9 protein-coding genes and 3 pseudogenes are annotated in these 11,585 nt (G+C 57.9%); 5 read left to right on the forward strand and 7 right to left on the reverse strand.

Features of this window, described 5'->3' with window-relative positions:
* Positions 1–56 precede the first annotated feature (56 nt).
* The 4 genes from THPRO_RS16465 to THPRO_RS16900 are packed head-to-tail and all read left to right on the forward strand — an operon-like array spanning position 57 to position 4,021.
* Entirely contained in the window at positions 57–302 is a 246-nt protein-coding gene (locus tag THPRO_RS16465) for a heavy-metal-associated domain-containing protein (protein WP_082954321.1), read from the forward strand.
* Positions 283–2,754: a heavy metal translocating P-type ATPase gene (locus THPRO_RS15850; RefSeq protein ID WP_038094127.1), complete on the forward strand. Its 2,472-nt coding sequence runs from the start codon at positions 283–285 to the stop codon at positions 2,752–2,754. The genes THPRO_RS16465 and THPRO_RS15850 overlap by 20 nt, the downstream gene beginning before the upstream one ends.
* On the forward strand, positions 2,751–3,617 hold the full coding sequence (locus THPRO_RS15855) for a cytochrome c biogenesis CcdA family protein (protein ID WP_065089036.1): 867 nt from the start codon (positions 2,751–2,753) through the stop codon (positions 3,615–3,617). The genes THPRO_RS15850 and THPRO_RS15855 overlap by 4 nt, the downstream gene beginning before the upstream one ends.
* A 14-nt stretch (positions 3,618–3,631) precedes the next feature.
* Complete coding sequence (locus tag THPRO_RS16900) at positions 3,632–4,021, forward strand: cupredoxin domain-containing protein (protein WP_145930641.1); 390 nt, start codon at positions 3,632–3,634, stop codon at positions 4,019–4,021.
* Between the two features lie 373 nt (positions 4,022–4,394).
* Here THPRO_RS16900 and THPRO_RS15860 read toward each other — a convergent pair.
* The 5 genes and pseudogenes from THPRO_RS15860 to THPRO_RS15880 all read right to left on the reverse strand — a co-directional run bounded on the left by THPRO_RS15860 (position 4,395) and on the right by THPRO_RS15880 (position 9,165).
* Positions 4,395–5,656: pseudogene (locus tag THPRO_RS15860) on the reverse strand (IS1380 family transposase).
* A 124-nt stretch (positions 5,657–5,780) separates the two neighbouring features.
* Entirely contained in the window at positions 5,781–7,097 is a 1,317-nt protein-coding gene (locus THPRO_RS15865; RefSeq protein ID WP_065089037.1) for an ISL3 family transposase, read from the reverse strand.
* A gap of 78 nt (positions 7,098–7,175) precedes the next feature.
* A pseudogene (locus tag THPRO_RS15870) lies at positions 7,176–7,501 on the reverse strand (YnfA family protein).
* 91 nt (positions 7,502–7,592) lie between these two features.
* Positions 7,593–8,774: an SO_0444 family Cu/Zn efflux transporter gene (locus THPRO_RS15875; protein ID WP_052064744.1), complete on the reverse strand. Its 1,182-nt coding sequence runs from the start codon at positions 8,772–8,774 to the stop codon at positions 7,593–7,595.
* On the reverse strand, positions 8,761–9,165 hold the full coding sequence (locus THPRO_RS15880; protein WP_052064743.1) for an ArsR/SmtB family transcription factor: 405 nt from the start codon (positions 9,163–9,165) through the stop codon (positions 8,761–8,763). The genes THPRO_RS15875 and THPRO_RS15880 overlap by 14 nt, the downstream gene beginning before the upstream one ends.
* 303 nt (positions 9,166–9,468) lie before the next feature.
* Between THPRO_RS15880 and THPRO_RS17540 the strand changes: the two are divergent.
* A pseudogene (locus THPRO_RS17540) lies at positions 9,469–9,789 on the forward strand (DUF255 domain-containing protein); the annotation flags it as partial.
* A 111-nt stretch (positions 9,790–9,900) separates the two neighbouring features.
* Here THPRO_RS17540 and THPRO_RS15885 read toward each other — a convergent pair.
* Together THPRO_RS15885 and THPRO_RS15890 are read right to left on the reverse strand one after the other, a co-directional pair.
* Positions 9,901–10,917 (reverse strand): cation diffusion facilitator family transporter, encoded by a 1,017-nt coding sequence (locus THPRO_RS15885; protein WP_052064742.1) that lies wholly within the window; start codon positions 10,915–10,917, stop codon positions 9,901–9,903.
* A gap of 89 nt (positions 10,918–11,006) precedes the next feature.
* Positions 11,007–11,318, reverse strand: coding sequence for an ArsR/SmtB family transcription factor (locus tag THPRO_RS15890; protein ID WP_201786905.1), 312 nt, complete (start codon positions 11,316–11,318; stop codon positions 11,007–11,009).
* Positions 11,319–11,585 lie beyond the last annotated feature (267 nt).

Raw genomic sequence — 11,585 nt, forward strand, 5'->3', positions numbered from 1 at the left:
GAGTTAACTCCAAGCGTTATAAGTCACCAGGAGACTCGGGTAAAGAGGTATTCGACATGCAGTCGTTCGAACTACAAATCGGTGGCATGCACTGTCATGGCTGTGCGCTGAGGCTTGAACAGGTGTTAAAGAGGGTTTCCGGCGTCAGCGCGGTTAAGGTTTCCTATCAGGATGGTCAAGCTCGATTGATCATCGATCCCGATGCGACATCGCCGGAGAAGCTGGTGGCATTGGTGACCGACGCTGGATTTACGGCAACGACGACATCGGAGGGGCGGCGTCATGACGAACATCGCACTTGATCCTTCATCAGACTGGCACCCTTGGCGAGACGAGCCCACGCAAACACCGCCACTGCGTCGCGTCAGCGCCCATATCGGCGGTCTGCACTGCTCGCTTTGCACGGGAACGATCGAGCAATCACTTGGCAAACTGCCCGGTGTAAAGAAAGTCGCCGTGAGCCTGACCCACGAACAGGCCTTGGTCGAATACGATCCAGCGCTGACGGATCCGGCAGTCTTGATGGGAACGCTTGGCGATATCGGCTACGAACTACAGGATCCGAGGCGGGTCGAGCCGTTCGAAGTGCAGGAACGCCGTCTCGCCAATGAAGGTGCCCGATTCCTGCTGGCGCTTTCCGCCAGCCTGATCGCCGTGGCTTTGATGGCGCCGTCACAGGGCTGGCAACTCGTCCTTTCCGGGCTCGTCTATGCCACCCTGCTTCTTTTCTCATGGACGCTGCTCAAGCCGCGCGGATGGATACGCGCGCTCTCCGGGACGGCCACACTAGCGCTTCTCGGCTTGCTCATCTACGCATTGAAGTTGGATGGCCTATTACAGACCTGGGCGGCACCGTTGACCGCGGCCTTGGCGCTAGGCGTGTTTTTAGGCCCTGGCGGCAATTTTTTGAAGATTGCCTGGCAGTCCCTGCGGCGAGGCATTCTCAATCAGCATGTATTGGTCGAAATCGGCGCTGTAGCGGGCATCATCGGCGGGGCCCTCGGTTTTGTTCTACGGCTGCCCCATTACCCTACGGCGGCTTTTTTCGGGGTCTCGGTGATGGTGCTGACCTATCATCGCTTTTCCGAGTGGCTTTCATTGATCGTGAAGACGCGCAGCTCCCAAGCGGTGCGAAAACTGCTCGATTTGACGCCGCGTACGGCGAGACGAGTGGGAAAAAATGGACACGAAGAAACCGTGCCGGCGGAGACGCTTGCGATCGGTGATCGCATTCGTGTGCGCCCCGGTGAAAGGATCGGTGCCGATGGCCGGGTGCTGGAGGGGCATTCTTCGGTGGATGAATCGCTGTTGACCGGCGAGCCCCTTCCTGTTGAGAAAACGACCGGGACAAGTGTCGTCGGTGGTGCCATCAACGGGCCAGGCATGCTGCTCGTCGAAGTAAGCGCTGTAGGTGACGACAGTTTCCTGGCTCAAGTAGTCCGCAGCGTCGAGGAATCGCGCGCACTAAAGCCCGGTCTGCTGCATCTGGTGGACCGTACCCTACGCATTTACACGCCGCTTGTTCTGACCCTTGCCTTGCTGGCCCTGCTAGGGTGGCTGCTGGCAACCTGGCTGATGAGTGGCACACCGGATGTGGAGCGAGCGGTCTTCGCTGCGCTTTCCGTACTGGTCATGGGTTATCCCTGTGCGGTCGGGATTTCGGCACCTTTGTCGATCGTACGCGGGGCTGCCGATGCAGCAGAGGCTGGCGTGCTGATGCGTACGGGCGAGTCTTTCCAAGCGTTCCGCCAGACAACGCTCGTAGTGTTCGACAAGACCGGCACACTTACCGTCGGGCGTCCGCAGGTAGCCAAGCTCATGCCAGCCTCAGGAGTGGACGAGATGCATATGCTGAGCCTGGCGGCATCGGTCGAGATGGGCTCGGAGCATCCGCTTGGGCATGCGATCATAAATGAGGCACTGGAGCGCGGGGTCGCTTTGGGCGAGGCGTCGGATTTCAAGGCGATAGCCGGCTTGGGCATAACAGCCAAGCTCGGTGATACCCAGGTCCAGATTGGTAATGCCGAATGGTTGCGAACGCAACAGATCGCCATTCCTGATGATAAGGCCATCAAGAGCGCGCAAGCGCTGGGGCATACGGCCGTTGGCGTGGCGGCTGCGGGTCTTTTCCAAGGCTGGATCCTGCTGGGTGATGCCTTGCGCGAAGATGCCCGCGAGACGATCCAGGCACTGAATCGTCACGGCATCCGCGCTTTGATGTTGACGGGGGATCACCCGCATACAGCGGAAGCGGTCGCTAAGCAATTGGGCATAGAAGAAGTCTATGGGCGTGTCCTGCCTCAGGAGAAGGCCGAGCGCATCCGGCAATTTCAGGCGTCCGGTGCCCATGTCGCCATGGTAGGCGACGGCATCAATGATGCGCCTGCGCTGATGCAAGCCGACACGGGGGTTGCCATGGGGTCCGGCACGGATATCGCGATCGAATCGGCCGATATCGTCGTTCTCAACAACCGGCTCTCATCGATTCTGATCGCCTGGCAGATCAGTCGTCGGAGTTATGCGCGTATGGTCCGTAATGTTTTGCTGGCATTCGCATTCAATGGCCTTGGCATACCTGCGGCGGCGACAGGACTCGTGAACCCCGTGTGGGCCATGACGGCAATGGCAGTGAGTGTTACCGCGATTTTCGTCCACTCCTTATGGGGCAAACCTGCCATATTTTTTTCAGCCGTCGGCAGTGTCGGCACGAAATCTGCTGTGCTATCGCAAGATGCCATGAGTACTCCAAGATGAAAACAATTCGCTTTCGTCTTGATAACGATGCGGTGCGTATCGGCGTCACATTGATTGCACTGGCCCTGCTGTTCTTTGCGGGGGAATGGGTTTATCACACGGTTGGTTGGCTATTGTTTAAAGCCCAGGGAACGCCGGTCGTGCCCGCTCCGCTGATCCTGGCCATTGGGGTTCTTGGTGGTGCCGCCTCATTTTTTTCGCCTTGTAGTCTCGTGATTACACCCTCCTTCCTCATGTATTTCGTGGGCAATAGGGCTTCAATGTCTGTTGACATGAAACAACATGACCGCAGCCTGTTCATGGCGTCATTACTGATCGCATTAGGTATCATCGGTTTTTACGGCGTCGCCGCCGTGCTGGTCGGCATGATTGGCCCCGTAATCTATCGGTTCCTGATCTACTTGATTCCTGTAGTCGGCATACTTTTCGCAATCTTGGGCTTTGCGCTGTTGATCGGAGGTGCCGCCGCATTGAGTGGTGCAGCGCGGTTTTTACCGGGACGGCGCTACTATGATCGGTTGCTGGCGGGTGCGGCGCAGGGACGGCGGCGTGATCTTCTGGGTTTTGGCGTGGCCTACGGAGCGGCCGCACACACGTGCACCTTGCCCGTTTTTTTGGGGGTCATCATGCTACCGCTCGCCGCAGGTGTCTACTGGCTTGCCGCCTTGGCCGTGCTGCTCTATGGAACTGCCATGGCAGGCTTGATGCTCCTCATGCTTGCACTGGGTCAGCCCGCCGTATTGGCCGTGCGACGCCATATCGGTCTCTATTTGCAGCCGGCTACCGGCATTCTGTTTCTATTGACCAGTGCGTACTTATTTTATTATTTCCTGTTGAATTTCGGGCTTATATCGGGAATCTAAGGGGGGGAGAAATCATGCATCAATCAGTGCGCATCCGTCTCGCGCCGGCCGCCGCATCACTACTGGTGGTATTTGCTTTGCCAGCGATAGCGGCAGCATCCGCCCCATCTGGTACGACGCCGGTTTTTAAGTTGATAGAAGGTAAAGCCTGGTCGTCCTATCCCTACTCGCCTCCGGTTCTCCATATTCCGGCAGGCAAGACCGTCGCACTCGAACTCACCGACAACATCGGCGGCTGCGGTCTCGTGACCGTATTCCCGCATCTAGGTCCTCAGGGGAAAACGGTGTCCATCCGCGTGCCGGTCGGAGACACGAAAAGAATCTTGATACACGCTCCCAAGCCAGGGAAGTACGTTTATCACTGTTCTGAAAACATGTGGTATGGAGAGATCGTGGCCGAATGATTCGATGTGACTGACGAATCCATCAGCGACTGCCTCGTAGCCTAGCGAGGATGAACGTTATCGTGCCCGCGACCAGACACTGGAAGCTTTTGTAAGATTGGCGGCCTGGTGCACGCAGCAGCCACCGGGGCATGCTCGCACGGGATGGTCTAGCCCGAATGTTTCATAAACCCGCCAATTCTGCCCAGCATCTCACTTGCATGTCTGGCTTTTCAGCCTGCTGAGTCAGATCGGTACCGCAACGTTGCCCTGGAAAGTGTACGCGCTCGCCGGTCACGGAGCCTGCAGCCGGAATTTCAGCGTCGAGGCGTGCCGAGGCCCGCGGGGCTTGCCCGGATGGATGCGTTTCGCGGGTTACACACGGCGGTGTGTTTCAGGGTATGGCTGGAGGTCGGGCGAGATAAAGCAATTCGGTCACCCGGTGCAACAAGTCTTTTCACCGGGCAGCTGCTCGGCAGGTCCAACTTGATCCGATCCTTGTACTGCACGACGCGCACCGCCCGCTTGAACAGCTTCTGGATAAGGGTCATGGACTGCGCTTTCACCAGTTCAGTGTGGCACAAGGTGTTCTCACGCAGACTGTGGATCAGGGTGTAGGCGCACACAGGCGTAGAACAGGCGCATGTGATGGCCGAAGAAGGTGTGATTGGACGTTCGATCACTGGCCAGGTCGTTTTTGATGGCCTTGATGAAGTTCTCATCCTGGCCCCGGGCGTAGTATAAATCCCAGTACAGCGTCTCAGACGTCGGGTTGGTCAGCGACGTCTCGACGAAACGCGGGTTGTCTCCTAAGCCCATCACCTCGGCCTTGAACACCAACCGGTGGGCCTGAGCTCGCCGTTGCTCATGCAGGGCCCGCGCTTTCGCGAGCAAGGGCTTGGCCGCGGGCACAAGCGCCGGGTTGCCGGCCAGGCCGAAGAGGAAATCCATCTGCGCATCCTCTTCGCACAGGGCCATCAATTCCGGGTTGGAGAAATGTCCATCCCCGCGCAGGACGATGTGGGTGTCCGGCCAGGCTTGACGCAGCCGGCGCACGACCCGACCGATGATAGCCGCATTCTCACGCCCGGTGGGGCGCTTGCCGGGACGCAGCACCGCCGTGATGAGTGCGCCGGAGAGCCCCTCGAAGAGAAACAGCGGCCGGTAGCAGTGGCTGCCATAATAGGGGTTGTAGAAGGCCAGTTCCTGTTGCCTATGGGTGCGGTCGTCGGAATGGTCCATGTCCAGGACAATCACCGAAGGCGGGTCGGCGTAGCGAGCAATGAAGGCCTCAACCAGGGTCTTGGCCAGACGATAGATGTCCTTGCGGGTGAGCCCATTCTCCAGGCGCGAGAACGTGGGCCCGGAGGCCAGGTCGTTGTCGGTATCCAGCGGCGCGCGCCCGAGTGCGAGCTTGAAGGCCGGGTCTTGGCGCAGATCGTTGGCGTCGTTGCCATCGGCATAGCCGCAGGCGGTCTGGAAAATGCGCTGGCGCAGTAGATCGGCCAGGCAGTCGATCAATCCAGTTTGCCGATCGACACCGTGCAGCAGGAGTGCGCCGAAATCACTCGATACAGCACCTCCCTCGAAGTCGGCACGGACGGTGAAACCGGCCAGGGTGGGGAAACAGAGCTGAGTCGGGGCGACATCACTTATGGGCGGTCTCGGTTAGGCTTCGCCCGAAGCGTTATTATCGTAAATTTTTATTATATCAGTTAGTTAAGCGCCCGCCCTTCTATTTATGAAAAATGGGTATCCGGAAGATCGTGTTGATACGGGTCTAGAGATCGCCGTTTTCAATCAAGGATATCAATGTTGATATCTGAGCGCCGTAGTTGGTTTCTCGTTCGATGTCGATAATCCTTGAAAAGGTTTTGTACGCGAACATCGAGTCTTCCATCGTTGCTCTTCGCTTGGGATATTTGGGTTTCTTGACTGTATGTACCCCTTCGGTGAAAAGGATCTTTGCCCGAAGCGCCTCGAAGCTATAGCCGCGCCCAAGACGATTCATCACCCGAATCAGGTTGTTCAGACTTTCCGTATAGGCGTTGGTGATCGGGTGATCGAAGTAGTTGAAGATCTCCGTGTGCCAGTTACCGATGGCCGTGAGAATCGGCTTGAAGGCATCTCTCATCTCATCGGATAGACTCCCACACCAGATCTCATAAGCACTTTCCGCGTCAGGCCGGTTGTCCATATCCCAGATGCCATAAAAAGCTTCCTTAGCATCGTAGGCCGCCCCCAGCGATGGGTAGTTGACAGTCCAGCCCGAGAGCTTCAGGTAGTCTTCGTCGGAGATGTCACGGCGGCGTTTGAGCAGCACGAAACGATCGTGCATCAAGCCCCTGCGCTGTCGTGAGGTAAGTTCCACTCGCAAGTTCTTGCGTACAGTGTCCAGACACTGATTCGCCATCCGCACGACATGAAACTTGTCGATGACGATTCTGGCCTGTGGGAATACCGTGTTGACGGCGTCGCGATATGGATTCCACATATCCATTGCGACATACCGCACCTTTTCCTTATCGGGTAGCGTTTGCAGGCGCTTGATCACGGTCGGCTTGTTGCGGTTAGGCAGCACCTCGACGATGGTTTGATGCTCGATATTCGAGATCACGCAGCGCGGTTTCTTGACGATGTAGATCTCGTCGATGCCCATCCATCTCGGCGTCTCGAACCGGACTTCCTTCTCCAACCGGTTGACATAGGCGCGAAAAATGTTGCGGATGCTCTTTTCGTCGAAGCCTACGTCCTCGGCGATACTGGCAAAGGTGCGGCGTAGTGACTCACGCTCGATGTATTGCACCAGTCGTCGCGTCGCTTGCCGGCGATCATGCATCTCGGGCAGCGGTTCCATGAAAGTCTTGCCGCATTGTTTGCAGCGTAACCGTCTGCGGTCTACCCAAATACCTACCCGCTTGCCGCGCACGGGGGCGTCCATGAAGAGTTGGCGCTTGCGTCCGAAGCCCACGGTATGAGAAGAACCGCAGTCAAGACAATATTGGCTGGAGCCGTTGCTGGTTGCCTCAATGTGATAATCATGTTCGGATTCTTGAACCGAGTCCTGCTGTAAATACTTGAGATTCAACAAGTCCATCTAGAGCATCCCATGCGAGCAGGCATCGTCAGCCGCGGCATGCAGCCACGTGAAGGCTGCCATTTTCCCCAAACGAGCCTAATGTCTGGGTGCCAGCATGATAATGGCCACCCCCATTAGGGCGACGAGGTTGCCGATGACATCCCACAGACCGAGACGTATCCCTTCGCCCCTCATAGCCAACCGATAGTGACGGCAATGTATCCGCCGCCATACGCGGCGTAGGTACGCCCAGCCGCCGTAGGGTGAAGGGTCAATAACCAAGCGAAAACAGCGAGCGAGGCTGCCGCTGGCAATAGCAGCCAAGGATCTCGGCCACGGCCGTGTGGCCACGAACAGGACAGAATGCGTAACAAGTTGAGTTCACTGGCGAGCAACGGCAGGTCGTTTCCAGGTGCGGGCATGAACGTCCCCTGGCTGCGACCGAATACGCGGAAAACCTTCCTGAGGATTGAACCCGGATGATCCATATCGCGTGCCGCGAGAGGCATCGCCTCAGGCAGCCGGTTGTGCCGGACTCAGGCCGGGCAGGTGGCGGCGCAGGGGGCGCAGGGCCACAGCCGCGAGCAGAAAGGCGCAGCCCAGTTTCGCCCAGCCTGGCAGCAACTCAGCACTGGCCTGGATCTGGGCCGTGATATTGATGTTCAGGGCATGCACCAGGGCATCGGTCAACAGACCGAATCCAATAGCGCAGGCGCTGATGCCGCCGACGTAGATCAGCACGAAGCGCCAGCCGAATACCTTGCGCAAGGCGCCTACCGTGCCCAGATTGGTTGCCGGTCCCGCCAGCAGGAATACCAGCACCGCGCCGGGCGAGACCCCTGCCAGTAGCATAGCAGTGGCGATCGGCGTGGATTCGGTCGCGCAGACGTAGAAAGGCACACCGACCAACAGCATCAGCAGCATCGCCATCCAGCCACTGCCGTAAGCACCCAGTGCAGCCGGCGGCACCAATGTCATGGTTAAACCCGCCAGCGCGAGGCCGAGCGCCATCCATAGACTGAACTCATCCAGTAGGTCGGTGACCGCATAGCGAATCCCCGCCATGCTGCGCCACCCGAGCGAACCCGTGTTCGTATTCAAAGCGTGTGCGGTCGATTCGTAGCCGCAGGACGAATCGTTGCAGTCCGCTTGTGCAATCCTCGCCGGCTTGACTTCAGTACTGCACGCACTCGAACACGTTTGTGATCCGCAGGCGTCGATTCCGACCCGATCTGGGGCAGAACCCGGCACCCGCCTTGCCTCCGGTTCGGCGAGATTGCCCAGCAGGCCAGTCACGATGGCGCTCAGGATGGCGCTGATCGGACGAACGATGGCCATGAACGGCCCCAACAGCGCGAACGAAATGGCCACCGAGTCCACGCCTGTCTCCGGGGTGGCGATCAGAAATGACAGGGTCGAGCCTCGCGAAGCCCCGGCACGGCGCAAACCCAGCGCGACCGGTATCACACCGCAAGAACACAGCGGCAGTGGCGCGCCGATCAGCGCGGCTTTGGTGACCGGCCACAAACCGCGACCGCCCAACCAACGCCCCAGCCGGTCTTGCGGCACCCATGCCTTGATCAGGCCAGCGCATATCAGCCCGAGCACCACCCAAGGCGCGGCCTCCAGGTACAGCGTCCAAGTGTTCGCGATCCACTGTGCGAGGGTGTGAAGAGTGGTGTCAATCAGGTTCATCAGCGGTTTCCACACACATGCCGCGCACCGCCGCATTCAGGGCGGGCAACGGCGACTCGTCATTCCAGCGGTAATAGACCATCTTGCCCGCGCTGCGCATGCGCAGCCAGCCCTGGCCGCGCAGAATACGCAGTTGCTGTGAAGTCGCCGCTACGCTCAGGCCGAGCAGGTGAGCCAGATCGCAGACGCACAACTCCGCCTCGCGTAAAGCGCGCAGGATCATCAAACGCTTGGGATTACCCAGCATTTTGAACAATTCGGCGCTGGCCGCCAGCTGTTCCGCCTCGGTCGCCAGAGCAGCCTGAACCCGGGTCACGGTGCGCGGATGAAAGCATTCCAGGGCGCAGACGTCCGCTTCGGTTGCAGTAGGGGTAGAGGGTTTATGTTTCATGTTTTCGAATATAATTGAATGAGTCTTGGCACGCAAGCATGAACCGGACACTCAAAGCACCGCACGGCATACAGCCGGCAGCGGCTCGAATGGAAGGAATCGGGCGCTTGGGGCATCCATGATTGCATGATGGAGTCAACACGATGAAAGCAATCGGCTCCAGGCACTACCTGCCTCTGGACGTATGGCTCATGCCCCTAGCCTTGTCGCCAGCGGGCTTGGCCGTAGCTGCACCTGCGCCGCGCAATTACTTGAGAGGCGCTCTCGACCCTTATCTGCTCTGCGGATGCATGCGAACAACCCGTGGATTGGTATCCCTTGGGGGGGGCGGCGGCGCTGGAAAATGCTCGACGGGAAAACAAACCGATCTGTCTATCCATCGGTTATCTGGCCTGTTACTGGTGTCATGTGGCCGACCGCGAGTTGTTTTCCGATTCGGCTATCGCCCGCCTGATGAATCGCTGGCTCGTGAATATCTTGGTCAACCGAGAGAAGCGCCCGGACATCGACCGCGTCTGTCAACTCGCCGCAGTGGTCATGAACGGACAGGGTGGCTGGTCCAGTAACATTTTCCTCGCCTCTAATCTGAAACCGTTTTCCGCTGCCGTATATTTTCGCCGCATATCAGCGCATTCGGTCAGTCGGATTTCTCCAGGTGCCATGTCGCATCCTTCAACCACGTTCAGATTTACTGATAATCCTGAGGTATCTCTTAAGGTTAACCAATCATGGACCTCATCCTGCCTCAGGCAGCGGCCATTTGGTGTGACGAATCCCCTGCATGGGAATCCGGTATTCGGTCTGGAAATGGTCCACCTGGAGTGTCACATGATCGATATCAAAATGCTCAGCAAGCAGTTCACTCAGGCGTCGACGCACTGCATGGCACTCTCCGGAGCAAGGCTTATCGCCGGATATGAGGACGTGGGCGGATAGGGCAGTAAAGCCAGATGTTATCTCCCAGACATGCAGGTCATGCACCTCGAAGACACCAGGATCTGCAGCCAGTGTGTGACCGATTACATCCGGGTCCACTCCCTTGGGGGCGGCTTCGAGAAAGACGCGCCCCGATTCTCTGAGCAGACTTACCCCCGCACGCAGCATCAAGGTCGCCACCACTAAGGCAGCGAGAGCATCGAAACGGTAGAAATGTGTCCAGTAGATCAACGCGCCGGCAATCGCGGTGACAATGAAGGCGTACAGATCGGTGAGGATGTGCTGAAAGCTGCCTTCGACGTTGAGACTTTCCCGATTGGCCTTGCTCATTGACCACGTTGCCAACAGGTTAACGACAATACCCACCAGGGCGATCCAGGTCACGAGAAGTCCATCGACCGCAGGTGGCCAGATCAGGCGTCGCACCGCCTCAATCAGGAACCAACCAGCCAATGCTACCAATGTTAGGCCGTTGATCTGGGCACTGAAGATTTCAGAGCGTTTGAAGCCGAAGGTAAATCGCCCTCCTGCAGGCCGCTGTGCCAAACGCATTACAGTCAGCGACATCGCGATTGCGCCCGCATCGGTGAGCATGTGCCCTGCATCAGATATAAGTGCCAGCGAGGAGGCCATCAGACCCGCGACGACTTCGACTGCCATAAAGGCCAGCAGCAACGCTAGAGCGATCGTCAGATAGCGCTTGTCAGCATCCGGACCGATCGAATGGGTATGGTGGTCATGCGCATGCCCATGGTTATGGCGGTTAGAGTCATGTCCGTTCGCATCGTGTTCATGAGAATGGGTATGGGTATGCATCACGTTCGGCACCTCTCCGAGTAGCTCGCCCAGGGCGAGGCCGCGTGCTTGGGCACCGCACCTGGCATGAGTTGCGTTGATTTCTATTATTACCGTTCGTCTCCAGTTTCTTCAGCGACGTGGATCGTCATATCGCTAAGTACCCGACGCACGTGCTCATCGTTGACTGTGTAGAACACCTGTTTGCCACGTCGCTCGGCACGCATGAGGCGCGCCGCCTTCAGCAGACGCAAGTGGTGACTCACCAGAGAGGGGGTCAGGCTAAAACGATCGGCCAGATCCTGGACGCAGACCGCTTCCTCAAGGCAAGCACAAATCAGTCGCAGCCGATTGACGTCGCCCAACAGGTGGAACATGCCGGCTAATTCTTCGGCTTGCTCAAAAGTCGGTTCCATACTCATCGAATAGTTCCACGTCGAATCAAAGTAACGATTGAATAGTTGTTCATATATTAATGATGAAGCTCTATGATATCAACCGCCCCGACGGGAAACCCGACGCCGGGCATCTCTACATGGATGCTGGGGGAGCTGGTCTGGCCCTTCCGTGTACTGGCTTGTCACAAATCAGAAGGCGCTGCGGACTTACTGGTGAAACGGGAAGTTCGGTTGCGTCTTGGATAGTCGCCACACATACACACAATATTCCGGTTTAGGCGCCAAGATGCG

Source organism: Acidihalobacter prosperus, assembly GCF_000754095.2.
Taxonomy (GTDB): Bacteria; Pseudomonadota; Gammaproteobacteria; order DSM-5130; family Acidihalobacteraceae; genus Acidihalobacter; species Acidihalobacter prosperus.

Coding starts and splice junctions, on each gene's coding strand:
- THPRO_RS16465 (WP_082954321.1), top strand. CDS start 57: ATGCAGTCGTTCGAACTACAAATCGGTGGCATGCACTGTCATGGCTGT.
- THPRO_RS15850 (WP_038094127.1), top strand. CDS start 283: ATGACGAACATCGCACTTGATCCTTCATCAGACTGGCACCCTTGGCGA.
- THPRO_RS15855 (WP_065089036.1), top strand. CDS start 2,751: ATGAAAACAATTCGCTTTCGTCTTGATAACGATGCGGTGCGTATCGGC.
- THPRO_RS16900 (WP_145930641.1), top strand. CDS start 3,632: ATGCATCAATCAGTGCGCATCCGTCTCGCGCCGGCCGCCGCATCACTA.
- THPRO_RS15865 (WP_065089037.1), bottom strand. CDS start 7,097: ATGGACTTGTTGAATCTCAAGTATTTACAGCAGGACTCGGTTCAAGAA.
- THPRO_RS15875 (WP_052064744.1), bottom strand. CDS start 8,774: ATGAACCTGATTGACACCACTCTTCACACCCTCGCACAGTGGATCGCG.
- THPRO_RS15880 (WP_052064743.1), bottom strand. CDS start 9,165: ATGAAACATAAACCCTCTACCCCTACTGCAACCGAAGCGGACGTCTGC.
- THPRO_RS15885 (WP_052064742.1), bottom strand. CDS start 10,917: ATGCATACCCATACCCATTCTCATGAACACGATGCGAACGGACATGAC.
- THPRO_RS15890 (WP_201786905.1), bottom strand. CDS start 11,318: ATGAGTATGGAACCGACTTTTGAGCAAGCCGAAGAATTAGCCGGCATG.